The sequence below is a fragment of the Kitasatospora sp. NPDC001547 genome (assembly GCF_042894165.1).
Classification (GTDB): domain Bacteria; phylum Actinomycetota; class Actinomycetes; order Streptomycetales; family Streptomycetaceae; genus Kitasatospora.
Genome location: NZ_JBIAVL010000033.1, coordinates 1 through 24,261, shown reverse-complemented (window position 1 = coordinate 24,261; position 24,261 = coordinate 1). Strand labels below are relative to the sequence as shown.

The following is a 24,261-nucleotide window of genomic DNA, read 5'->3' as shown; positions in this document are numbered from 1 at the left end:
CGCGGGCGTCAGCGGGCCGAGTCGGCCCGGCGCGTCCCCGCCGGGCACGTCACTCGTACCCGCGGCGCTTCATCCAGGCCCAGGCGACCTCCAGCGCGATGCCGCAGACCACCGCGATGGCGACGCCCGTCAGGGGGTCGCGGAAGCCCACCAGGGAGAGGTCGAAGAAGCTCTTCAGCGGGGGGACCAGCAGGACCAGGGCGAAGGCGCCGCCCATGGTGCCGATCAGCAGCAGGCGCCACCAGTTGTACGGGCGGGCGACGATGGCGAGCACCCAGACGGCGATCAGGAAGAGCGTCAGGGTGGCCACGCTGGTGTCGGCCGTGAGGTCGGTCGCGTGGTCGGTGCGGGCGAGGGTGTAGGCGACGAAGGTGCCGGTGCCGGCGATGGCGCCGCCGGGGATCGCGAGGCGCAGCACGCGCTTCACGAAGCCGGTGCGGGCCCGCTCGTTGTTGGGGGCGAGCGCGAGGAAGAACGCCGGGATGCCGATGGTCAGCGAGGACAGCACGGTGGAGTGCCGGGGCAGGAACGGGTACGGCGAGTGGGTGAAGATCACCAGCAGCGCCAGCAGCACCGAGTAGACGGTCTTCACCAGGAAGAGCGAAGCGACCCGCTCGATGTTGCCGATCACCCGGCGGCCCTCGGCCACCACCGAGGGCAGGGAGGCGAAGGAGTCGTTCAGCAGCACGATCTGGGCGACCGCCTTGGTGGCGTCGGAGCCGGTGCCCATCGCCACGCCGATGTCGGCGTCCTTGAGCGCGAGCACGTCGTTGACGCCGTCGCCGGTCATCGCCACGGTGTGGCCGCGGGACTGCAGGGCCCCGACCAGCCGGCGCTTCTGCTGCGGGGTGACCCGGCCGAAGACGCTGGTCCGGTCGGCGGTGTCGGCGAGCTCCTCCGGGTCGGCGGGCAGGCTGCGGGCGTCCAGCGGGTGGTCGGCGCCGGGCAGGCCCAGGTGGCCGGCCACCGCGCCGACCGAGACCGCCGCGTCGCCGGAGATGACCTTGGCCCGGACCCGCTGGCTCTCGAAGTAGCGCAGGGTCTCCGCGGCGTCCGAGCGCAGCCGCTGCTGGAGTACCACCAGGGCGAGCGGGGTGAGGTCGGCCGCCGGGTCGGGGGCGTCCAGCGGGACGGGGGTGCGGCCCAGCAGCAGCACCCGCAGGCCCTTGGCGCCCAGTTCGTCCACCTCGGCCAGCGCCGGGTGCCCGGCGGGCAGCAGCACGTCGGGCGCGCCGAGCAGCCAGCTGGCCTCGCCGCCCTGCGGCTCCAGCAGCTGCACGCCGCTCCACTTGCGGGCGGAGGAGAAGGGCATCGCCTCGATCACCCGCCAGCCGTTCCCCGGCGCGCCGTCCGCACCGCCGTCGCCGCGCCCGTACGCGTCGATGACGGCCTGCATGGACGGGTTGGGGCGGGCGTCGGCGCCGGCCATCACGGCCAGCGCGTGCTCGACGGTCTCCGGGGTGACGGCGGCGGGCTCCCCGTCGGCGAGCACCCGCAGGTCGACCACGTCCATGCCGCCCTCGGTGAGGGTGCCGGTCTTGTCCAGGCAGACGGTGTCCACCCGGGCCAGGCCCTCGATCGCGGGGAGCTCCTGGACCAGGCACTGCTTGCGGCCGAGCCGGACCACGCCGATCGCGAAGGCGACCGAGGTCAGCAGCACCAGGCCCTCGGGGACCATCGGCACGATGCCGGCCACCATGCGCCGGACGGCCTCCTTCCAGTCCCGGCCCTCGACGGCCAGCTGGCTGATGATCAGGCCCAGGGCGGTGGGGACCAGCAGGTAGGTGATGATCCGCAGGATGCTGTCGATGCCGGAGCGCAGCTCCGACTTCACCAGGGTGAACTTGCTGGCCTCCTCGGCGAGCCGGGCCGCGTAGGCCTCGCGGCCGACCTTGGTGGCGGTGAAGGCGCCGGCGCCGGCCACCACGAAGCTGCCGGACATCACCTGGTCGCCGGGCTGCTTGAGGACCGGGTCGGGTTCGCCGGTGAGCAGCGACTCGTCGATCTCCAGCCCGTCCGCCTCGGTGACCTCGCCGTCCACGATCACCTTGTCGCCGGTGCCGAGCAGCACGGTGTCGTCGAGGACGATCTCGGAGACGCCGACCTGCTGGGCGGAGCCGTCCCGGCGGACCTGCGGGCGGGCCTCGCCGATCAGGGCGAGGCTGTCCAGGGTCTTCTTGGCGCGCAGTTCCTGGATGATGCCGATCGCCGTGTTGGCCACGATGACCAGGCCGAACAGCCCGTCCTGGATCGGACCGACGACCAGGATGATCCCGAACATCACGCCGATGATCGCGTTGAAGCGGGTGAGGACGTTGGCCCGGACGATCTCCCCGGTGGACCGGCTGGACCGCACCGGAACGTCGTTGACCTGGCCCTTCGCGACCCGCTCGGCCACCTCGGCGGCGGTCAGGCCACCGCGCCGGCCGGGCAGCAGGCCGAGGGGGTGCGCTCCGTCCGGCCGTTCCCCGTCGGTCGGCCGCTCTTCCGCTGGCTGGGCAGGCTGCGTCATGGCACCGACTCTACGGGCGCCTTATGTCCGATGCGTGCTACTAAAGGACTATTCAGTCCGACCGGGTGGCCTGGTTCCGGCCGTCGTCCCCGGCCGTCCGTCCGACGGTCCGTCCGGTGTCCCCGGCGGCGCGGCTGCGGGCGATCGCGTCCCGCCGGGCGCGGCAGTACCAGAGGCCGATCAGGCCGAGCAGGCCGCCGGAGAGGCAGATCCAGGGCCAGGTGCCGTGGCCGTGCTCGGAGAGGGTGCCCTGGAAGGGGAGCAGGGCGAGGAAGGCCACGAACCACAGCACCGTGCCGCCGCCGACGATGGCGACGTCGTTGGCCTCCAGCGGAGGGGGCGAGGGGTGCAGTGGCGTCTTGGGCATGGGGCCTAGCGTACGGTGCGGTGGGGCGGCTGGGCGGGCGCCGTGACCCCGTACGGGCTCTACGCGCGAAGATAGCGCGTGTGCGATCGGGAAACCATACTTAAAGATCTGCGCCCGGCCACCGTCGCCCCGGGCGTCCCCTCCCTCTCCTCAGCTCCCCCACAGAGGACGCACGCATGCCTGTGGTCCAGCCGACCACCGAGTCGCCCGAACCCGCCGACGCCGCGCCCAAGCCCCCCACCGGCGCCGTCGACCGCTTCTTCCGGATCAGCGAGCGCGGCTCCACCCTGCCGCGCGAGATCCGCGGCGGTGTCGCCACCTTCTTCACCATGGCGTACATCCTGGTGCTGAACCCGATCATCCTGGCCAGCGGCACGGACGTCACCGGGGCCCACCTGGACAGCGGTCAGCTGGTCACCGCCACCGCCCTCACCGCGGGTCTCACCACCCTGCTGATGGGCGTCATCGGCAACGTCCCGATCGGCCTGGCCGCCGGACTCGGCGTCAACACGATCGTGGCGCTCCAGCTCGCCCCCAAGATGACCTGGCCGGACGCCATGGGCATGGTCGTGCTGGCCGGTTTCGCGATCATGCTGCTGGTCGCCACCGGCCTGCGCGAGCGGGTCATGAACGCCGTCCCGCTCGGCCTGCGCAAGGCCATCGCGATCGGTATCGGCCTGTTCATCAGCCTGGTCGGCCTGGTCGACTCCGGCTTCGTCAGCCGCATCCCGGACGCCGCCCACACCACCGTCCCGCTCCAGCTCGGCGGCAACGGACACCTGCTCGGCTTCCCGGTGCTGATCTTCGTGATCGGCCTGGTGCTCACCCTGATCCTGCTGATCCGCAAGGTGCCCGGCGCCATCCTGATCAGCATCGCGGTCTCCACCGCGCTCGCCGCGATCATCGACAAGGTGGCCGACGTTCCGGCGCTCAAGTGGGGCCTCACCGTCCCGACCTGGCCCGGCAACCCGGTCTCCGCGCCGGACTTCGGGCTGGTCGGCAAGGTCAGCCTGTTCGGCGGCTTCGAGAAGGTCGGCGTGCTGACCGGGCTGCTGTTCGTCTTCACCGTGCTGATGTCGTGCTTCTTCGACGCGATGGGCACCATCCTCGGCGTGGCCGACGAGGCCCACCTGCTGGACCGCAACGGCGACCTGCCCGGCATCAACAAGGTCCTGATGGTCGACGGCATCGCCACCGCGGCCGGCGGCGCCACCTCGGCCTCGGCCAACACCTGCTTCGTCGAGTCCACCGCCGGCGTCGGCGAGGGCGCCCGGACCGGCTTCGCCTCGATCGTCACCGGCCTGCTCTTCGTGGTGGCGCTCTTCCTCACCCCGCTCGCGACCATGGTCCCGGCCCAGGCCGCCACCCCGGCCCTGATCACCGTCGGCTTCCTGATCCTGGCCAACTCGATCAAGGAGATCGACTGGGCCGACTACACGATCGCGATCCCGGCCTTCCTGACCATCGTGATGATGCCGTTCACCTACAGCATCACCAACGGCATCGGCCTGGGCTTCATCGCCTTCTGCGTGCTGCGCCTGGCCGCCGGCCGCGGCCGCGGGGTCCCCGTCCCGATGTACGCGGTGGCGGCGGTGTTCGCCTTCTACTACCTGATGCCGGCCTTCGGCCTGCTCTGACGCCGTACGGCCGCCCGTGGCCCCGTCCTCCCGCTGGGGAGGACGGGGCCACGGCGTTTCCGGGGGGCGGTCCGCCGGTCAGTGGACGCAGAACTCGTTGCCCTCCGGGTCCCGCATGACGGTCCAGGCACCGCCGGGCTCCTCGACCTGGCGCAGGACCGCGGCGCCGAGGCCTTCGAGGCGGGCGACGGTGGCCGCGCGCTCGCCCGGGCCGGGGTGGACGTCGAGGTGCAGGCGGTTCTTGCCCTGCTTGGCCTCGGGGACGGCCTGGAACAGGACACGGCGGCCGAGGCCGGTGTCCGAGGCCGGGTCGAACGGGTCCTCGGGGTGGCGGACGGCGGCCAGCGAGCGCCAGGCCGGACGGCCGTCCAGCTCGGTGAGGGCCTCCGGGCCGACCGCGCCGGCGGCGAGCAGCCGGGTGATCAGCGTGCTGTGGTCCTCCAGCGTGTACTCCAGGGCGGCGGCCCAGAAGGCGGCCTGGCGGTGCGGGTCGGTGCAGTCGATGACGAGCTTCCAGTGCAGCGGCATGTAACTGTTTATATCGGTTACAAGGCGGCGGATCAACGGTCGGCCGTCAGAAGTTGTCAAAAAGGCACTCGTGTAGGTGAGTTGACGGCGGGAATACTGGCTGGACGGAGAAGGGGGAGGGGACTCGACCGATGGTGCAACAGGATCCGCCGGGGGGCGTCGAGGCACAGCTGCTGCCGGAGCTGTTCTGGACGGCGGACAAGGCCTCGCTGGACGGCCAGCGCGAGACGCTGCGCTGGTACCGCGGACTGATCGCGATGCTGGTGGTCGCTGCTGTGATCGGGTCGTTCCCCGGCCCGGACGACAAGGGCGACTTCGACGTCTGGCCGCTGTTCTCGGTGGCCGCGTTCCTGGTGGCCGGCTACTTCTGGTCCCGGCTGCGCCGCGGCAACCCGCAGGGCCGCTGGTACCAGGCCCGGGCGGCTGCCGAGTCGGTCAAGACGCTGGCCTGGAAATACACCGTCCGGGCCCGGCCGTTCGACGGCCCGGCCGAGTCCGCCGACGTCGACCGCGGCTACCTGCTCCAGGTCGAGGACGTGCTGCGGGCCTTCGAGGACCCGGAGATCGTGCCGCCCGGCAGCGTCGCCGAGATCACCCCGGAGATGCGCCGGCAGCGCGCCGGGAACCTGACCGCGCGGCGCACCCTCTACCTGCGCACCCGCGTCGAGGGCCAGCGCACCTGGTACCGCTCCCGGGCCGAGGCCTGCGACTCGCAGGCGGTCTCCTGGGGGCTGGGCATCGCGGTGCTGATCATCGTCGGCGCGGCGGCGGCCGTCGCCCAGGCCACCGGCGCGCTGTCGGTGCACCTCTTCGGCGCCAGCTCGGCCGCGGCCGCGGCGATCATCGCCTGGACGCAGCTCAAGCAGCTCGGCCCGCTGGCCGCCGCGTACCAGCTGGCCGCGCGCGAGCTGGAGAACGTCGGCAACCAGCTGTCCGACCTCGACCTCCGGGCGCCGGACGCCGAGGCGAGCTGGGCCCGGTTGGCCGCCGACGCGGAGGACGCGGTCTCCCGGGAGCACACCACCTGGCGGGCCCGCCGGGCGTTCCCGCGCTGAGCCGTCGTCCGGAGGCCGGCGTTCCCGGAGCCGTCGTGCCGGGGCCGGGGGTCGGGGTCGGGGCCGGGAGGCGTGGCACGGGAGGGTACTCCACCGCAACGGGGACTTGGGGAGATCCGGCGAAGCGCGGCGCACAGGTGTGCGGGGTGCGTGAGAGTAGAGCGCCGAGGTACGGACCGTAATCATTACGTGTCCATGCCCTGGTTTCATCGCCTGCGCGCGACCCCAGTTCCCGCCGGAGGCCCTCCTTGCGCATTCTCCTGATCGCCAGCGCGTTCAACAGCCTGACCCAGCGCGTCCACACCGCCCTGCGCGAGCGCGGCCACCAGGTCGCCGTCCAACTCGCCCTCGGCGACGAACAGATGAGAGCGGGGGTGGCCCGCACCGATCCCGAGCTGATCGTCTGCCCGATGCTCACCAAGGCCGTCCCGCAGGACATCTGGTCCACCCGGACGGTCCTGATCGTCCACCCGGGGCCCAAGGGCGACCGCGGCCCCTCCTCGCTCGACCGGGCGATCACCGAGGGGGTGGAGCGCTGGGGGGTCACCGTGCTGCAGGCCGTCGAGGAGATGGACGCCGGCGACATCTGGGCCTCCGTCGAGTTCCCCGTCCCCGCCTGCGGCAAGAGCGAGCTGTACCGGGGCGAGCTCGCGGACGCCGCCGTCGAGGCCGTCCTGCTGGCCGTCCAGCGCTACGAGGGCGGGGTGTACACCCCCGAGCCGCTGGACTACTCCCGGCCGGACGTGCACGGCGAACCGCGGCCCTTCCTGCGCCAGGAAGAGCGCCGGATCGACTGGGAGCGGGACGACACCGCCACCGTGCTGCGCCGCCTGCGCGCCGCCGACTCCCAGCCCGGCGTCCTGGACGAGCTGTACGGACGGGAGTTCTTCCTGCACGGCGGCCACCCCGAGGACCAGCTGCGCGGCCCGGTGCCCGGCGCCGTGCTGGCCACCCGGGACGGCGCGATCTGCCGGGCCACCGTGGACGGCGCGGTGTGGATACCCCAGCTGCGCCCGCGCCGCACCCCCGGCGGGCCGGCCACCTTCAAGCTGCCGGCCGCCACCGTGCTCGCCGACGAGCTGCACCGGGTCCGCGAGGTGCCGGTGAGCCCGGAGGCGGCCGGCCGCCGGGACACCTGGTCGGAGCTGCGCTACCGCGAGGAGGGCGACGTCGGCTTCCTCGAATTCGCCTACGCGGGCGGGGCGATGAGCACCGAGCAGTGCCGCCGGCTGCTCGCCGCCTACCGGGCGGCGGCCGAGCGGCCGACCTCGGTGCTGGTGCTCGGCGCGCCCCGGGACTTCTACTCCAACGGGATCCACCTCAACGTCATCCAGGGCGCGGCCTTCCCGGCGCTGGAGTCGTGGGAGAACATCAACGCGATGGACGACTTCGTCGAGGCGGTGCTGACCACGACGGACAAGGTGACGGTGGCGGCGCTGGCCGGGAACGCGGCGGCCGGCGGGCTGATGATGGCGCTCGCCGCCGACGAGGTGTGGTGCCGGGAGTCGGCGGTGCTCAACCCGCACTACCGGCTGATGGGCCTGTACGGCTCCGAGTACTGGACGTACACCCTGCCCCGCCGGGTCGGCGCCGAGCAGGCCGAGCGGCTCACGACCGAGGCGCTGCCGGTCGGCGCCGACCACGCCCGGCGGATCGGCCTGGTGGACCGTACGGTCGGCGGGGACGCGGCCGGGTTCCGCCGCTGGGCGGCCCGCGAGGCGGCCCGGATCGCCGCCTCGCCGGAGCTCACCGGGCGGCTGGTGGACAAGAAGCGCCGCCGCGCGGCCGACGAGGAGGAGAAGCCGCTGGCCGAGTACCGGGCGGAGGAACTGCGCCGGATGCACGCCAACTTCTACCGGGCGGGCGAGCCGTACCACGCGCTGCGGCGGGACTTCGTGCACAAGGTCTGCCCGGTGGCCACGCCGGAGCACGTGGCGGGGCTGCTCGGGCGGCCCGAGTAGCCGTACGGCCCGGGCGGTCGTACGGCCCGGGCCGGCGTCAGGGGGAGCGGGCGACGCCCGGCCGGGGTGGGGGGCCCGGCCGGGCGCCCGATCGGGCCCCGCTCCCACCCGGCGCGTCAGCGCCGGGTCGCCCCGCCCACCGGCCGCCGCCGCTGCTGCGGCGGGACCAGTGGGCTGTCCGGGCCGCCCGGGGTGCGCGCCGCCCGCGCGGCCCCGGGGGCACGCGGGGGCAGCGGGGCGGCCGGACCGGCCAGCAGGGGCTGGGCGTCGGACCGGCTCGGCGAGACGGCGAACGCCAGCGAGCCGAAGAACACGTAGCAGCCGAGCCCGACCCCGAGCGGGAAGATGAACTGGAGCGCCATCACCCCGTCCTCGGTGGAGCGCGAGAAGTCCAGGTGGACGGAGAGCGCCGCCATGCCGGTGTAGTGCATCGCGCAGACCGCCACGCCCATCACCGGCGCCGCCGCCAGCACGGCGATGGTGCCCCGGATGTTCAGCGCGGCCCAGAGCGCGGCCGTGGCCGCGACCACGGCGATCACCACCGAGGCCGCCACGGTGAGCCGGTCGTAGCCGAGCCGGCCGGGCAGCACCATCGCGGCCATGCCCAGGTAGTGCATCGCGGCGACCCCGAGACCGGTGGTCAGCCCGCCGACCAGCAGCGCCAGGGCAGGGTGCCGTCGCCAGTACCCGACGGTGAAGAGCCCGACGCCGACCACGGCGACGGCGACCAGCAGGCTGAGCACCGTCAGGCCGGGCCGGTAGCTGATCTCGACGCCGGTCACGGAGAAGCCGAGCATCGCGATGAAGTGCATGGACCAGATCCCGGCCCCGAGCGAGGTCGAGGCGAACAGCAGCCAGACGGCCCGGGTACGGCCCTGGGAGACGAGTGCCCAGCGGGCGCTGCGCAGCGCGACGAAGGCGCCGACGCAGGCGACGAAGTACGAGACCGCCGGGGTCACCCAGCCGTGGTCGGCATGGTGGATCGCACCCAATAGAGCTCCCTGGACGAGGGTTGAGGGCACCAGGGCGTGGGCGGACGCGGCTGGCCGGGGAAGGCGCGCGGCAACGGGCACCGGAACGGGAGCGTGGTCCCGCGGGAAGGAGCCTGTCATGTGGTGCCCCTGACAATCGGGCAGAGTAGCCACTGCCCGGTAGTCGCACAATGTTCGTGTTTTTCGTGAAGTGCCAGGTCAGAAAGGACCTTTACGAGGCCTGCATGATCCCGCCACCAACCCCTGACACCGCCTGCGCACCGCCCCCCAGGGCCCGTTCGGTGCTCACTCCAGGGGGGCTAGTCCGAACGGGTGGCCGGCCGGGTCGATCAGCACCCGCAGCGTGCGGCCGTGCTGGTAGGCGGGCTCGGTGGCGCCGAGCGCGAGGGCCTTCGCGGTGGCCTCGTCCAGGTCGTCGACGTAGAAGTCGAGGTGGAAGTGCTTGCTGCCGTCCGGTTCCGTCCACGGCTCCGGCCGGTACCCGGTCACCCGGCCGAAGCCCAGCGGGCTGCCGCCCTCCGGGTTGTCCAGGATCGCGAAGTGCTCGTCCGCGTGCCTGGTCTCCCACCCCAGCAGCTCGCCGTAGAACGAGGCCAGCGCGACCGGGTCGGCGCAGTCGATGGTGACCATGGCGAGCCGGGCGAAGCCGGTGTCGCCGGGCCCGGTGCGCTCGGACCGCTCGGACGGCCGCGGCCGTTCGGACTGCTCGGACTGCTCGGTGGCGAGGTCGGACATGGCAGGTCGGCCCTTCTGGGAGTCGAGAGCTGGGGCCCAAGACCCAATATGGCACCGGGGTGACCCTCCGGCACGGCGGCGGAATCCCATTTTCCTTAGCGAGAGTAATGACGTAAGCTAAAGAGATGCCCGAGATGTCCGAGCAGGACCTCGCAGCGATCAGTCAGCTGCGATCGTCCACGATGCGCCTCTCCCGACGACTCAAACACCAACGGGTGGAGGAGTCGCTGAGTCCCACCGAGATGGGAGTGCTGGGCACCCTCGCCCGGTGCGGAAAGGCGACGCCGGGTGAGCTCGCCCGGAAGGAGCACGTGCAGCCCCCTTCGATGACCAGGATCGTCGCGATGCTGGAGGAGAAGGGGCTGGTGCGGCGCGAGCCGCACCCCGAGGACCGCCGCCAGGTGGTCGTCAGCAGCACCGAGCAGGCCGAGACGATCCTCGCGGAGAGTCGTCGACGCCGGAACGTCTGGCTCGCCGAGCTCGCCCAGGGGCTCGACGAGGAGGAGTGGGCCGTCCTCAGGGAGGCCGCGCCCGTGCTCTACAAGCTCGCACACCTCTAGGCACACCGAATCCGGCAAGCCGCCGGAAGAACGAGGAGCACCGCATCACCGCAGGACCGACCACCGACACCAGGAGCGCGACGGCCACCGCCATGGCCGTCGCGCCACGAGGGGAGACCACCGTGACACCGCCGGCCGCAGCCAGCGCCGCCGCCATCCGTACCGACGACCCGACCACCGACCCCGCCGCGGCGAGCACCGCGGCCGCCGACGCCCAGGCCCCCGCGGGACTGCCGGGCAACGGCGACGACGACCCCGACGAACGCACCGCGGCGGACTCCGCCGCTCCCGGCCGGACCCACCCGGCCACGTCCCCCACGGGTGCCGAGTTCACCCGGCCCCGGGGGATGTTCTCCTCACTGCGCGTTCGCAACTACCGCTACTACTTCGCCGGCCAGGTGGTGTCCAACACCGGCACCTGGATGCAGCGGATCGCCCAGGACTGGCTGGTGCTGAGCCTCACCGGCAGCCCGCTCGCGGTCGGCATCACCACCGCCATGCAGTTCCTGCCGATGCTGCTGCTCGGCCTGTTCGGCGGCGTGCTCGCGGACCGGATGCCCAAGCGCCGGCTGCTGATCTACACCCAGGGCGCGATGGGCCTGCTGGCCGCCGGCCTCGCGGTGCTGACTGTTGGCGGCGTGGTGACGCCGTACTACGTGTACGTTTTCGCGCTGCTGCTCGGCCTGGTCACGGTCGTGGACAACCCGACCCGGCAGGCCTTCGTCTCCGAGATGGTCGGGCCCAAGGACCTCGCCAACGCCGTCAGCCTGAACGCCGCCAACTTCCAGACCGCCCGGCTGGTCGGCCCCGCCGTCGCGGGCCTGCTGATCGCCGCGGTCGGCAGCGGCTGGGCGTTCGCCGTCAACGCGCTGTCCTTCGCCGCCGTGATCGGCGGGCTGCTCGCGATGCGGGAGGGCGAACTGCGCCCGACCGAGCCGATCGCCCGCGAGAAGGGGCAGCTGCGCGAGGGCCTGCGGTACGTCAGGGAGCGGCCCGAACTGCTCTGGCCGATGGTGCTGGCCGGGTTCATCGGCACCTTCGGCTTCAACTTCCCGACGCTGCTCTCCGGGTTCGCGTACGACACCTTCGAGGTGGGCGCCGGGCAGTACGGCCTGCTGAACACCGCGATGGCGATCGGCTCGCTGACCGGTGCGCTGCTCGCCGCCCGCCGGGGCGCGCCGCGGCTGCGCCGGCTGGTCGGCGCCGCGCTGGCCTTCGGCACGCTGGAGGTGGTCGCCGCGTTCGCGCCCGACTACTGGACCTTCGCGCTGCTGCTGATGCTGATCGGGGTCTTCGGGCTGACCTTCAACACCTCGGTCAACGCCTCGCTGCAGCTGGCCACCGACCCCGAGGTGCGCGGCCGGGTGATGGGCCTGCTGGTGCTGGTCTTCACCGGCGGCACGCCGATCGGCGCCCCGATCGTCGGCTGGGTCACCGCCTCGTACGGGCCCCGGCTCGGCCTGCTGGCCTGTGGGCTGGTGTCCGCGGCGGCGGCCGGCGCGGTCGGCCTGGTGCTGGCCCGCAGCGCGGACCTGCGGGTGCGGTTCGACCTGCACCCGGGCCGCGGCGGCCGGGTGGTGGCCTTCGTGCCGCGCGCCGGCGCGACCGGCAAGGCCGAGCTGGCGCCGGCCTGCTGACGCGGAGTCGGGTTTCCCCGAGGTCCTCGTCGACCTTCGGGGAAACCGGGGTGGGGCCTTCGGTCAGAGGCGGATCTCCAGCACCTGGCCGGGCCAGACGCCGTGCGGCTGGTCGACCTCGAACGCCACGGTCTCGGTGAAGCCGAGCGCCCGGTAGCGGCCGACCAGCTTGCGGTCGGCGCCGCCGTAGCAGTCCACCCGCAGCAGGCCGATGCCGCGCCGGCGGGCCTCCTCGATCGCGTCGGCGATCAGCGCGGCGCCGATGCCGGAACCCTTGCGGTCGCGGTCGGTGACCAGGTTGCGGACGTACAGCTCGCGCTCGTCCACGGCGGGGATCCACCGGCCGCGGTCCTCGGAGAGCACGCAGCAGCCGACCGTGCGGCCGTACTCGTCCTCGGCGAGGCGGATCAGGAACGGCTCCTCGGCGTACGAGGAGACCTGGTCGACCCGGGCCTGGTTGGTGCTGAACGGCTGGTCGCCCCACTGGCCGGTGCGGCCCTGGGCGGTCAGCCAGGAGACGGCGCCGTCGAGCAGGGACAGGATGTCGGGGACGTCCGAGGGTCCCCCGTTGCGGATCTTCATGGAAGAACGTTCTACCCCAGACCACCGGGCGCGGGAAGATTGGTCCATGAGGCTGTTCGTGGCGGTACTGCCGCCGGCCGGGGCGTTGCAGGGGCTCTTCGACGCCGTCGGGCCGCTGCGGGAGCTGCCCGGGGCGGAGCGGCTGCGCTGGACCGGCGTCGACGGCTGGCACCTGACCCTGGCCTTCCTGGGCGAGGTGCCGGCCGAGCGGCTGCCGGAGCTGGAGGCGGGCCTGGCCGCCGTCACCGGGGTGCACCCGGTGCACCGGCTGCGGATCGCGGGCGCGGGCCGGTTCGGCGACCGGGTGCTCTGGGCCGGCGTCGAGGGCCAGACCTGGGCGCTGCGCCGGCTGGCCGACGCCGTGACCGAGGCCACCGCCGAGGTCACCGGGGCGACCGACGACTTCGCCTTCCACCCGCACCTCACCCTCGCCCGGGCCGGCTCCTCGCGCGGCCACCGGCGGGCCGTGCAGCGGGTCGCGGCGGCCGAGCTGGACGGCATGGTGGCGGCGCTGGCCGACTACCGGGGCCCGGAGTGGACGGCCGCCGAGCTGCACCTGGTGCGCAGCGGCCTGGGCGGCGGCGCCGCGCACTACGAGACGCTGCGCAGCTGGCCGCTGGCGGACTGGGGCTGAGCTCCGGGGGAGGCCTCGGGGAGGGCCTCGGGGCAGGGCCCGGGAGGAGTCCCGGACGAGCCGGAGGTACGCTCGTTGACCGTGGATCCCAAGACTCGTATGCGCATCGTCTCCGGCACCCTGGTGCTGATGCTGGTCGTCGTGCTGATCAGCTCGCTGGTCGGACGCTAGCCGCGTCGGCCCGCGTCGGCCCGCGGCGACCGCAAGCCGCAGTGTCCGGGGCAGGCCGAAGGGCACCGGCCCCGGAACGGCGAGAGGGCCACCGCCCGTCGGCGGTGGCCCTCGGCCGTGTCCTCGGGGGGCCGGGTCAGAGCTGCTCGACCACGTAGTCGATGCAGTGGGTGAGCGCCTCGACGTCCGCCGGGTCGATCGCCGGGAACATCGCGACGCGCAGCTGGTTGCGGCCCAGCTTGCGGTACGGCTCGGTGTCCACGATGCCGTTGGCACGCAGTGCCTTGGCGACCGCGGCGGCGTCCACCGACTCGTCGAAGTCGATGGTGCCGACCACCTGGGAGCGCTCGGCCGGGTTCGCCACGAAGGGGGTGGCGAAGGAGGACTTCTCGGCCCAGGAGTACAGCCGGGACGAGGAGTCGGCGGTGCGGGCGACCGCCCAGTCCAGGCCGCCGTTGCCGTTCATCCACTCCAGCTGGTCGGCCAGCAGGAAGAGGGTGGCGATCGACGGTGTGTTGTACGTCTGGTCCTTCGACGAGTTGTCGATGGCCGTCGGCAGCGAGAAGAACGGCGGGATGTAGCGCCCGGAGCCGGCGATCTCGGCGGCGCGCTCCAGGGCGGCCGGGGAGAAGGTGGCCAGCCACAGGCCGCCCTCGGAGGCGAAGGACTTCTGCGGGGCGAAGTAGTAGACGTCCGTCTCGGTGATGTCCACCGGCAGACCGCCGGCGCCCGAGGTGGCGTCCACAAGGACCAGCGAGCCCTCGTCCGCGCCGACCGGGCGCTCGATCGGCATCGCGACGCCGGTCGAGGTCTCGTTGTGGGTGAGCCCGTAGACGTCCACGCCGGCCTCGGCGACCGGCAGCGGGTGGGTGCCCGGGGCGGTCTTGATCACGGTCGGCTCGCCGAGCCACGGCGCGGCCTTGACCGAGGAGGCGAACTTCGAGGAGAACTCGCCGAAGTCCAGGTGCTGGGACTTCTCCCGCACCAGGCCGAAGGCGGCGATGTCCCAGAAGGCGGTGGAGCCGCCGTTGCCGAGGACGACCTGGTAGCCGTCCGGCAGCGAGAAGAGGCTGCTCACGCCCTCGCGCACGCGCTTGACCACGTTCTTGACCGGGGCCTGGCGGTGCGAGGTGCCGAGCAGGGAGGTCTGGGTGGCGGCGAGGGCACTCAGGGCCTCGGGGCGCACCTTGGACGGTCCGCAGCCGAAACGGCCGTCTGCGGGCTTGATGTCAGCGGGGATCTGGATCTGAGCCACGCGCGCAGCCTACCGGCCGGGGGTCCCGCGGGGTACGGTCGTCCGCCCGCTGAGACTGTGATCTTGGCTGCTCGCGGGCCGGTCGCGGGCGTGCGACAGCGGGCCCGGCCGGAGCCGGACCCGCTGCTCAGGGGTGCTGACCGGACGCTCGTCCGGTATCCCGCGGGGGCGGTCAGCGGGCGATGGCGTCCCAGCCCTCGATCTCCTCGGGGCGGCGCGGGCCGGGGCCGATGTAGCGCGCGGACGGGCGCACGAGCCGGCCCGTGCGCTTCTGCTCCAGGATGTGCGCCGACCAGCCGGCGGTGCGCGCGCAGGTGAACATCGAGGTGAACATGTGCGCCGGGACCTCGGCGAAGTCCAGCATGATGGCGGCCCAGAACTCGACGTTGGTGGCCAGCACGCGGTCGGGGCGGCGGTTGTGCAGCTCCTCCAGGGCGGCCTTCTCCAGCGCCTCGGCGACCTCGAAGCGCGGCGCGCCGAGCTCCTTGGCGGTGCGGCGCAGCACGCGGGCGCGCGGGTCCTCGGCGCGGTAGACGCGGTGGCCGAAGCCCATCAGGCGCTCGCCCTTGTCCAGGGCGTTCTTGACCCAGGCGGTCGCGTCGCCGGTGCGCTCGATCTCCTCGATCATGCCGAGCACCCGGGACGGCGCGCCGCCGTGCAGCGGGCCGGACATCGCGCCGACCGCGCCGGAGAGGGCGGCCGCGACGTCGGCGCCGGTGGAGGCGATGACCCGGGCGGTGAAGGTGGAGGCGTTCATGCCGTGCTCGGCGGCCGAGGTCCAGTAGGCGTCGACGGCCTTGACGTGCTTCGGGTCCGGCTCGCCGCGCCAGCGGATCATGAACCGCTCGACGACCGTCTCGGCCTTGTCGATCTCGCTCTGCGGGACCATCGGCAGGCCCTGGCCGCGGGCCGACTGGGCGACGTAGGACAGCGCCATCACGGCGGCCCGGGCGAGGTCGTCGCGGGCCTGCTCGGCGTCGATGTCCAGCAGCGGCTTGAGGCCCCAGACCGGGGCGAGCATGGCGAGGGCCGACTGCACGTCGACCCGGATGTCGCCGGAGTGCACGGGGATCGGGAACGGCTCGGCGGCCGGCAGGCCGGGGTTGAACTTGCCGTCCACCAGCAGGCCCCAGACGTGGCCGAAGGAGACGTTGCCCACCAGGTCGTCGATGTCGACACCGCGGTACCGCAGGGCGCCGCCTTCACGGTCGGGTTCGGCGATCTCGCTCTCGAACGCGACGACTCCCTCAAGCCCGGGTACGAAATCGGACATGCGACGGCTCCTTCAGTTCAGTTCCGCGATCGGCGCACCCGCCGTGGTGGGGCGGTGCGCCAGTGACCGAATGGTGTTTGGCACTCGGTGCCAGGGTGACAGGCACGGGGTGCATTGCGCCATACACCACCATGGTGATGTTTCCCGCGGGCCCGCTCGGCCTCCCCGTCGGGGGGTCGGCCGCGCCCCGGAGGCCCGGAACCAAACGGCTCGTTCCGGACAATTCCCCGCATGGCGGGCGGCCAAGCGGTGGCGGGACACCTTATCTCCCACCGAGGTTTGTCCGGAGGAAGCGGTCCCCGTTGCTTGTCGTACGGGATGATGTTGGCGTGCAGACCCCGGATCGCGCCCAGTCGACGCCCCCGAGCCCCGCCTACCGGATCCTGGCCGACGAGGCCCGCCCCGGCCCGGACCTCACCGTGATGCGCAAGCACTACAGCCACGAGGGCCTGGTCGAGGAGCAGCTCGCGCCCGAGCCGATCGGCCAGTTCACCCGCTGGTTCCACGAGGCGGACGACGCCGGGGTGGTGGAACCCAACGCGATGGTGCTCTCCACCGCCGACGCCGAGGGGCGGCCCAGCTCCCGCACCGTCCTGCTCAAGGGCTACGACCTGCGCGGCTTCGTCTTCTTCACCAACTACGGCTCCCGCAAGGGGGCCGAACTGGCCGCCAACCCGTACGCCGGGCTGCTGTTCCCGTGGATCGCGCTGGCCCGCCAGGTGATCGTCCAGGGCCGGGTGGAGAAGGTCGGCCGGGACGAGACCGCCGCCTACTTCCGCACCCGCCCGCACGGCTCCCAGCTGGGCGCCTGGGCCAGCGAGCAGTCCAGCCCGGTCGGCGGCCGGGAGGTCCTCGAACAGCGCTACGCCGAGCTGGAGCGGCGCTACCCGGAGGGCGAGGGCGTGCCCGTCCCGCCGTTCTGGGGCGGCTACCGGGTGGTGCCGCGGAGCGTCGAGTTCTGGCAGGGCCGGGAGAACCGCCTGCACGACCGGCTCCGCTACGTCGCCGACCCGGCCGGCCCGACGGGGTGGCGGGTGGAGCGGCTCTGCCCGTGATCCGTTCGGCCCACGGCCTCCGCGCGGCGTCCGCGCGGAGCTGATGGTCCGTCACGGCCCGGGTGTAGGATGCCCGTCGCGGACCTGGGCCGATGCACTTCCGGCCGGCAGCCCGCTGTGCCGACACGATCGAGTGAGGGACTGATGGGCGTCACCGGTGCGGAAACCGCCGCTGGACTCGGCTCTGACCTGGTCGACGTCGCCGCCCTGCCGCTCGACGAACTCGAAGCCCTGCCCGACACCGTCCTCGGCGACCTGCTGCGCCGGGTGGTCGCGGACGCCCTGACCCCCGGCGCGGAGCCGCTGGCCGCCTTCCAGTCGGCCCTCGACCGGTAGCGCGCCGCCCGGCGCCCGCGCCCCCTCGTCCGGCGCGCCGATCCCCCCGGGCGCCCGTGCCCCCGTGGGCGCGCCCCCGAGCGCCGGAGCGCTCCCGACCGGGGGAGTGCGCCTGACCACCGGCTAAACCCCCGAGGCCGCCGATTCCGCCAACTCGCCAGCGTGGACGGTGGAGTTCACGACATGCTGGGGTATGAAACCAGCGCCGTCGCGGACCGTCGGGCACGGGGGGAACAGGTGATGGAGCACGAACAACACCGGCCGTACTTCTTCTTCAGCTACGCGCGCCGGGACTTCGAGGCCGAGGACGCCTTCGTCAACCAGTTCTTCAACGACCTGCGGGACGAACTCGGCCGGATGGTCGGCGCCGCCGTGCGCGTCGAGGAACTGGCCTACCGGGACACCGAACAACTGCGCCTGGGCGACGACTGGGCCGAGAAGCTGGCGACGATGCTCGGCCGCAGCCGCACCATGGTCGCGCTCTACTCTCCGGCCTACTTCGCCAGCCTCTACTGCGGCAAGGAGTGGACCGCCTTCCGCGGCCGGGTCCGCCGCCACCACGAGGACACCGGGGAGCTGATCTCGGCGCTCGTCCCGGTGCTCTGGGAGCCCGTCGAGCCGGGCGGCCTGGCCGACGAGGTGAACAAGATCCAGTGGGCCCAGCCGGACATGGGCGAGGCCTACGCCCGGCACGGCCTGCGGGCGCTGCTGCGCACCGCGCAGGCCGGGGCGTACGAGCAGGTCGTCCGGGTGGTCGCGGAGCGGGTCCGGGACGCGGCCGCGCGCCGGCTCGGCGAACTGCCCGAGTTCGACCTCGGCGCCGTGCGCGGCTACTTCCCGCCCCCGGCGGCGCCGCCCGTGGCGTCCGCGCCCGGGATGGTGCGGCTGTTCATCGCGGCCGGGCGCGCCTCGGAGAGCGCCGCCGAGGGCGGCTCCCGCGCGGGCGGCTGGTACGGCGCCAAGCCCTGGCACTGGGCGCCGTACCACCCGCCCACCCAGCCGTCGCTGGCGGCCCGCGCCCAGCAGGTGATCACTGGCGCCGGGCACACCACCACGCTGGAGGAGATCGACGCCGCCCTCGCCGACAAGCTCGACCAGGCCCGCGAGGACAGCCAGGTGAGCATCCTGCTGGTGGACCCGTGGGTGGCCGGCGGCGAGCGCTACCGCAGCGCGCTGCGCGCGTACGACGAGCAGAACCACCCGGTCACCGGCGTGATGGTGCCCGCCGGCAGCGACGACCCGGCCGACGGGCCGGGGCGCGACGCGCTCTGGGCGGGCGTGCGCGACGTGTTCCGGCGCAACTGGCTGCGCCGGAGCGACCTGGAGCACTTGTTCCGGGTCAAAGTGAGCCGGGAGAGCTTCGACAACGAGCTCACCATCATGGTGACGGTCGCCCAGAACAAGCTCATGGACGACAACCTGGATTGGGGGGACGATGGCGGCGACGCCTTCGGCTTCGGCCCCGGCGGCGGCCCGGACACCGGCCCGGCGATGCCCGGGCTGGCCATCCCGGCCGGCCCGCCGGGCCCCCGCCAGGGGGCCGTACGCGTCGACCGGGGCCGCCCGGGATCCACGGACCTGCCGCACCAGAGACGGGGCGAGGACACCGCCCCGCTGAGGGGGGAGAAGCACGATGACCACTGAGCCCGGCGCGGAGCCGGAGCGCGGCGGACCGGGATCGGTCGTCACGTTCTACTCCTTCAAGGGCGGCACCGGCCGCACCATGGCGCTCGCCAACGTCGGCTGGATCCTTGCCAGCCGCGGCCTGCGCGTCCTGGTCGTCGACTGGGACCTGGAGGCGCCCGGCCTCCACCGCTACTACCACCCGCTGCTGGTCGACCCCGAACTGCACTCCACGGACGGCCTGATCGACCTGCTGCGCTCCTACGTCCGCCAGGCGCTGCCCTCCGCCGCCGGGCCGGTCGGCCAGTCCCCGGCCGCCTGGCTGGACGAGCCCGGGCGGCTGGACGACTACGTCTGCGGCCTCGCCCTCGACCTGCCGCCCGGCGGCCGGCTCGACTTCCTGCCCGCCGGCCGGCAGAACGCCGCCTACGCCGCCGCCGTCACCAGCTTCAACTGGCGCAGCTTCTACCACGGCCGGGACATCCGCGGCGGCGAGTTCCTGCGCGAGCTGCGCGACCGCTGGGCCCGGGCGTACGACTACGTCCTCATCGACAGCCGCACCGGCGTCAGCGACACCTCCGGCATCTGCACCGTCCTGATGCCCGACACCGTGGTGGACTGCTTCACCTTCAGCGCCCAGAACATCCGCGGCGGCGTCGACGCCGCCCGCGCCATCGCCGAGGCCGAGGAGCGCGCGATCCGGGTGCTGCCGGTGCCGATGCGGGTCGAGGACGCCGAGCAGGAGCGCCTGGAGGCCGGCCGCGACTACGCCCGCGAGGCCTTCGCCCCCTACCTCGGCCGCTGGCTGGCCGGCGACCGCCGGGCCGGCTACTGGGCCGACGTCGAGGTGCCGTACAAGCCCTTCTACGCCTACGAGGAGGTGCCCGCCACCGTCGCCGACCGGCCGCAGGAGGCCCGCAGCCTGCTCAACGCCTTCGAACGGCTGGCCGGCTGGATCACCGAGGGCCGGGTCCGCACCCTGCGCCCGCTCACCGCCGAGACCCGCCGCCGGCTCTACGGCGCCTACCTGCGCTCCGCCCGCGCGGTGCCGCGCCAGGTGTTCGTCAGCTACGCCCCCGAGGACCGGATGTGGGCCGAGTGGGCCGCCGGGACGCTCACCCGCTTCGGCTACCAGACCTCCCTGCACAGCGCCGCCGAGACCTACGCCGGCTCCCGGCCGCCGGAGGTCGCCGGACCGGTCGACGGCCAGGGCCGGCTGCTCGCGCTGCTCTCGCCCGAGTACACCGCGCTGCCCCGCGCCGCCGAGGTCTGGCAGGGCCTGCAGGGTCGCGAACTGGCCTCCGGTTCACCGGCCCTGGTCTCCTTCCGGCTCCAGGACTCGGACGAACCGGTGCCCCGCCCGTTCGCCGGGCAGCCGGTGCCCGACCTGGTCCGCTCCTCCGCGGTCGGCGCCGAGTCCCAGCTCTACGCCGAGTTCGGCCCGCCGCCCGGCAGCAACCGCCAACCCGACACCGACAGCGGCGAGTTCGTCGCCCCCGCACGGTTCCCCGGCACCGCCCCGCAGGTCCAGGACGCGCCCTCGCGCAACGCCGCCTTCATCGGCCGCGGCAAGCTGCTGGAACTGCTCCGCAACCGCTTCACCGGCGGGCCCACCGCCGTGCTCAGCCAGGTGCTCTACGGCTTCGGCGGCGCCGGCAAGTCCCAGATCGCCGCCGAGTACGCGCACCGCTTCAAGGCCGCGTACGACGTGGTCTGGTGGGTGCCCGCCGAGGAGCCCGCCAACATCCCGCAGAAGCTCGCCGAACTCGCGCCCCGGCTCGGCGTCCCCACCAGCGACGACGTCGCGCACACCGCCGCCGCCGTGCTCGACGCGCTGCGCCGCGGCCAGCCGTACCGCCGCTGGCTGCTCGTCTTCGACAACGCCGGCACCCCCGAGGAGCTCGCCCCCTGGCAGCCGGCCGGCTCCTCCGGCGGGCACGTGCTGATCACCTCCCGCAACCAGGGCTGGGCCCGGCACGCCGGCCTGGTGGAGGTCGACGTCTTCCTCCGCGAGGAGAGCGTCCGGCTGCTGCGCCGCTTCAACGGCGGCCTCTCCTCGGAGGACGCCGACCAGGTCGCGCACCGCCTCGGCGACCTGCCGCTCGCCGTCGGCCAGGCCGCCGTCTGGCTCCAGGAGACGTCGATGCCGATCGCCACCTACCTCGAACTGCTCGACGAAGAGCTCACCGAGATGCTGGAGCGCACCCGGCTGCGCGCCGCCGACTACCCGCACTCGGCCGCCGCGACCTGGCGCATCTCGGTCGAGGAGCTGCGCCGGATGAACGCCCCGGCCGCCCAGATCCTGGAGATCTGCGCCTTCTTCGGCCCGGACGCCATCCCGATGCGGCTGCTCTACAGCCGGGCCGTCACCCGCGCCCTGCGGCTGCCCCCGCGCGCGCCCCGCGACAAGCTCGCGATCGGCGAGTTCCTGCGCGCCATCAACCGGTTCGGGCTAGCCCGCACCGACCAGGGCAGCGAGACCATCACCGTGCACCGGCTGGTCCAGGCGGTGCTGCGGGACCAGGTCGAGGAGGAGCGGCGGGCCGAACTGCGCGGCGTCGTCCACGCCGCGCTCGCCACCGCCAACCCCGGCGACCCGGACGTGCCGGTGAACTGGGCCGAGTACGCCGAACTCCTGCCCCACCTCTGGCCGTCCGGGGCGCTCGACAGCGCCGACGAGGACGTCCGGCAGTGGATCATCGACTCGGTCCGCTACCAGTGGAAGCGCAGCCTGCACGAGTCCGGCCGGGAACTGGCCGAACGGACCCTGGAGCACTGGCGCCAGGACGGCTACGGCGGGCCCGGCTTCGACGTCGACAACGACGCCCAGACGCTCATGCTGCGCACCCAGCTGAGCAACATCCGCCGCTCCCAGGGCGCCCTGCAGGAGGCGTACGAGATGGACCGGGACATCCTGGAGCGCTTCACCGCGACCCTGGGCCCGGAGCACTCGCACACCCTCGCCGTCGCCAACAGCCTCGGCGCCGACCTGCGCTTCCTCGGCCGCTACGACGAGGCCCGGGCGCTCGACCGCCGCACCCTGGACGCCGCCCGGCGCACCCTGGGGCCGGACCACCCGCGGACCCTGATGATCACCAACAACCTCGCCGTCTCCGACTACCTGGCCGGCGACCGCCGGGCCGCCCTGGAACGGCACCGCAGCAACTACCTCCAGCAGCGCGACGCGCTCGGCGCGCACAGCCTCTACGCGCTCTCCTCGGCCTCCAACTACGCCCGCGACCTGCGCGAGACCGGGCGGCTGCGGGAGGCCCTGGACCTGCTGGAGGAGACCGTCCGGATCTACCAGCAGACCATCGGCGACAGCCACACCGACACCCTGCGCGCCCGCAAGAACCTCGCCGTGGCGCTGCGCCGGGCCGGCCGCTACCACGAGGCGCTGGAGATCGACGAGGACATCTACCAGCGCTACCTGGACATCAACGGCGCCGAGCACCCCGACACCCTGGCCGCCGCCACCAACCTGGCCAGCGACCTCAACGCGCTCGGCGACACCGGGCGGGCGATCCCGCTGGCCGAACGGGCCCTCGCGCGGTACCGCGACTACCTGGGCGAGACCCACCCGGTGACGCTGGCCGGCGCCAACAACCTCTCGGTGTACCTGCGGCTGGCGGGGCGCACGGCGGAGGCGCGCGAGCTGTCCGGCCGTACCCTGGCGCAGTTCCGCACCGTCCTCGGCGCGCACCACCTCTACATCCCGATCGCGATGATGAACCACGCCAACGACCTGTCGCTGGGCGGGGAGCTGCAGGCGGCGCTCGACCTGGAGCTGGAGGCCGCGCCGCTGATGTGCGAGGCCCTCGGGCAGGACCACTACGACTCCATCGGCATCAACTCCAACCTCTCGCTCTCGCTGGCCGCCCTCGGGCAGACCGAGCGGGCCGCGGAGCTGCGGGCGGACTGCATCCGGCGGGCCCGGCTCACCCTGGGGGAGGAACACCCGACCACGATCGCGGTGCGGGCCGGGACGCGGCTGGACTCGGACGTGGAGCCGCCGCACGTGTGACGGCCGGTCGGGTGGTTCGGGTCTCCAGGTCTTAGGCTCACGGGCATGGTGCCGTTCCGGCAGTTCCTGCTGAAGATCCACAGTCGGTGCAACCTGGCCTGCGACTACTGCTACGTGTACGAGGGCGCGGACCAGAGCTGGCGCGGGCGGCCGCGGCGGATGGAGCTCGCGACCGCCCGCCGCACCGCCCGGCGGATCGACGAGCACGCGGCCGAGCACGGGCTGGACGAGGTCTCCGTGGTGCTGCACGGCGGCGAGCCGCTGCTCGTCGGCGCGGCCCATCTGGACGCGCTGCTGGGCGAGTTGGCGGCCGTCCGGCCCCGGGTGCGGTTCACCGTGCAGACCAACGGGCTGCGGCTGCTGGACGAACCGGCGCTGTTCGACGTGCTGCACCGCCACCGGGTCGCGGTCGGGGTCTCGCTGGACGGCGCCCGGGCCGACCACGACCGGCACCGCCGGCTGCCGTCCGGCGCGGGCAGCTGGGCGCGCACCGCCGAGGCGGTGCGGCTGCTCGGCTCGGACCGGCACCGGGAGCTGTTCGCCGGGCTGCTGTGCGTGGTCGACCTGGAGTCGGACCCGGTGGCCACCTACGAGGCGCTGCTGGAGTTCGCGCCGCCCCGGCTCGACCTGCTGTTGCCGCACGCGACCTGGTGCGAGCCGCCGCCGGGCGTGCCGCCGCGGGCGGTGCCGGCCGTGCCGCCGTCCGGTGCGGAGCCGGCGTTGTACGGGGAGTGGCTGATCGCCGCCTTCGACCGCTGGTACGGCGCGCCGCGCCGGGAGACCGGGGTGCGGCTGTTCGAGGAGCTGGCGGTGCTGCTGCTCGGCGGGCGGGCGGCCAGCGAGGCGGTGGGGCTGGCGCCCGTCGACCTGGTGGTGGTCGAGGCGGACGGGACGATCGAGCAGGCGGACAGCCTCAAGGTGGCCTACGAGGGCGCCCCGGGGACGGGGCTGGACGTGTGGCGGCACGGCTTCGCGCGGGCGGCCGCGCATCCGGCCTTCCGGGCCCGTCAGCGCGGGCTCGCGGGGCTCGGGCCGGTCTGCGGGGGCTGCCCGTTGGCGCGGGTGTGCGGCGGGGGGTTGTACGCGCACCGGTACGCGGGGGACGGGTTCGGGCATCCGTCGGTGTACTGCGGGGACTTGGACCGGTTGATCCGGCACATTGCGGGGCGGTTGCGGGCTGGGCTTCGGGGGGTCGGGGGTCGGGGTCGGGGTTCGGGCTCTCGGGAGGGTGGGGGGCCGGGGGGGGGGGGGGGGGGGGGGGGGGGGGGGGGGGGGGGGGGGGGGGGGTGGGTTTGGGGGGGGGGGGGGGGGGGGGGGGGGGGCG

At 73.6% G+C, this 24,261-nt stretch carries 19 protein-coding genes; 11 read left to right on the top strand and 8 right to left on the bottom strand.

What is annotated here, in order from left to right; translation table 11 throughout:
* Positions 1–49: 49 nt before the first annotated feature.
* Together ACFY0X_RS34205 and ACFY0X_RS34200 are read right to left on the bottom strand one after the other, a co-directional pair.
* A complete protein-coding gene (locus ACFY0X_RS34205) occupies positions 50–2,512 on the bottom strand; it encodes an HAD-IC family P-type ATPase (RefSeq protein ID WP_387760412.1) in 2,463 nt (820 codons plus the stop codon).
* Positions 2,513–2,564: 52 nt separating this feature from the next.
* Entirely contained in the window at positions 2,565–2,879 is a 315-nt protein-coding gene (locus ACFY0X_RS34200) for a DUF2530 domain-containing protein (RefSeq protein WP_387760411.1), read from the bottom strand.
* Between the two features lie 176 nt (positions 2,880–3,055).
* Between ACFY0X_RS34200 and ACFY0X_RS34195 the strand changes: the two genes are divergently transcribed.
* Positions 3,056–4,516: an NCS2 family permease gene (locus ACFY0X_RS34195; RefSeq protein WP_387760410.1), complete on the top strand. Its 1,461-nt coding sequence runs from the start codon at positions 3,056–3,058 to the stop codon at positions 4,514–4,516.
* Between the two features lie 78 nt (positions 4,517–4,594).
* On the opposite strand, the gene ACFY0X_RS34190 is transcribed toward ACFY0X_RS34195, so the two are convergent.
* Entirely contained in the window at positions 4,595–5,044 is a 450-nt protein-coding gene (locus ACFY0X_RS34190) for a VOC family protein (protein WP_387760409.1), read from the bottom strand.
* 131 nt (positions 5,045–5,175) lie between these two features.
* Here ACFY0X_RS34190 and ACFY0X_RS34185 point away from each other — a divergent pair, with 131 nt between their 5' ends.
* Positions 5,176–6,099, top strand: a complete 924-nt coding sequence (locus ACFY0X_RS34185) for a DUF4231 domain-containing protein (protein ID WP_387760408.1) — start codon at positions 5,176–5,178, stop codon at positions 6,097–6,099.
* Positions 6,100–6,347: 248 nt separating this feature from the next.
* Positions 6,348–8,060, top strand: coding sequence for a hydrogenase maturation protein (locus ACFY0X_RS34180; RefSeq protein ID WP_387760407.1), 1,713 nt, complete (start codon positions 6,348–6,350; stop codon positions 8,058–8,060).
* Positions 8,061–8,176: 116 nt separating this feature from the next.
* On the opposite strand, the gene ACFY0X_RS34175 is transcribed toward ACFY0X_RS34180, so the two are convergent.
* Together ACFY0X_RS34175 and ACFY0X_RS34170 are read right to left on the bottom strand one after the other, a co-directional pair.
* Positions 8,177–9,052, bottom strand: coding sequence for an MHYT domain-containing protein (locus ACFY0X_RS34175; RefSeq protein WP_387760406.1), 876 nt, complete (start codon positions 9,050–9,052; stop codon positions 8,177–8,179).
* 285 nt (positions 9,053–9,337) lie between these two features.
* Entirely contained in the window at positions 9,338–9,787 is a 450-nt protein-coding gene (locus ACFY0X_RS34170; RefSeq protein WP_387760405.1) for a VOC family protein, read from the bottom strand.
* 125 nt (positions 9,788–9,912) lie between these two features.
* Between ACFY0X_RS34170 and ACFY0X_RS34165 the strand changes: the two genes are divergently transcribed.
* Both ACFY0X_RS34165 and ACFY0X_RS34160 read left to right on the top strand, forming a co-directional pair.
* Positions 9,913–10,347 carry a MarR family winged helix-turn-helix transcriptional regulator gene (locus ACFY0X_RS34165; RefSeq protein ID WP_030235202.1) on the top strand — a complete coding sequence of 145 codons (435 nt, stop codon included), beginning with the start codon at positions 9,913–9,915 and terminating at the stop codon, positions 10,345–10,347.
* Positions 10,348–10,439: 92 nt separating this feature from the next.
* Positions 10,440–11,984: an MFS transporter gene (locus ACFY0X_RS34160; protein WP_387760404.1), complete on the top strand. Its 1,545-nt coding sequence runs from the start codon at positions 10,440–10,442 to the stop codon at positions 11,982–11,984.
* 63 nt (positions 11,985–12,047) lie between these two features.
* Here ACFY0X_RS34160 and ACFY0X_RS34155 read toward each other — a convergent pair whose 3' ends face one another.
* Positions 12,048–12,566 carry a GNAT family N-acetyltransferase gene (locus ACFY0X_RS34155; protein ID WP_387760403.1) on the bottom strand — a complete coding sequence of 173 codons (519 nt, stop codon included), beginning with the start codon at positions 12,564–12,566 and terminating at the stop codon, positions 12,048–12,050.
* A gap of 46 nt (positions 12,567–12,612) precedes the next feature.
* On the opposite strand from ACFY0X_RS34155, the gene thpR reads away from it, so the two are divergent.
* Positions 12,613–13,200, top strand: coding sequence for an RNA 2',3'-cyclic phosphodiesterase (gene thpR, locus ACFY0X_RS34150; protein WP_387760402.1), 588 nt, complete (start codon positions 12,613–12,615; stop codon positions 13,198–13,200).
* A gap of 307 nt (positions 13,201–13,507) precedes the next feature.
* Here thpR and serC read toward each other — a convergent pair whose 3' ends face one another.
* Both serC and ACFY0X_RS34140 read right to left on the bottom strand, forming a co-directional pair.
* On the bottom strand, positions 13,508–14,626 hold the full coding sequence (serC, locus tag ACFY0X_RS34145; protein WP_387760401.1) for a phosphoserine transaminase: 1,119 nt from the start codon (positions 14,624–14,626) through the stop codon (positions 13,508–13,510).
* A 172-nt stretch (positions 14,627–14,798) separates the two neighbouring features.
* Positions 14,799–15,899 (bottom strand): citrate synthase 2, encoded by a 1,101-nt coding sequence (locus ACFY0X_RS34140; protein WP_380447642.1) that lies wholly within the window; start codon positions 15,897–15,899, stop codon positions 14,799–14,801.
* A gap of 422 nt (positions 15,900–16,321) precedes the next feature.
* Here ACFY0X_RS34140 and pdxH point away from each other — a divergent pair, with 422 nt between their 5' ends.
* The 5 genes from pdxH to ACFY0X_RS34115 all read left to right on the top strand — a co-directional run.
* Positions 16,322–16,954, top strand: a complete 633-nt coding sequence (gene pdxH, locus ACFY0X_RS34135) for a pyridoxamine 5'-phosphate oxidase (protein ID WP_387760452.1) — start codon at positions 16,322–16,324, stop codon at positions 16,952–16,954.
* Between the two features lie 144 nt (positions 16,955–17,098).
* Positions 17,099–17,290, top strand: a complete 192-nt coding sequence (fxsA, locus tag ACFY0X_RS34130; RefSeq protein WP_387760400.1) for an FxSxx-COOH cyclophane-containing RiPP peptide — start codon at positions 17,099–17,101, stop codon at positions 17,288–17,290.
* 240 nt (positions 17,291–17,530) lie between these two features.
* Positions 17,531–18,934, top strand: coding sequence for a TIR-like protein FxsC (locus ACFY0X_RS34125; RefSeq protein WP_387760399.1), 1,404 nt, complete (start codon positions 17,531–17,533; stop codon positions 18,932–18,934).
* Positions 18,924–22,937: an FxSxx-COOH system tetratricopeptide repeat protein gene (gene fxsT / locus ACFY0X_RS34120; protein WP_387760398.1), complete on the top strand. Its 4,014-nt coding sequence runs from the start codon at positions 18,924–18,926 to the stop codon at positions 22,935–22,937. The genes ACFY0X_RS34125 and fxsT overlap by 11 nt, the downstream gene beginning before the upstream one ends.
* A gap of 45 nt (positions 22,938–22,982) precedes the next feature.
* On the top strand, positions 22,983–24,261 hold a 1,279-nt coding region (locus ACFY0X_RS34115), incomplete at its 3' end, for an FxsB family cyclophane-forming radical SAM/SPASM peptide maturase (protein ID WP_387760397.1).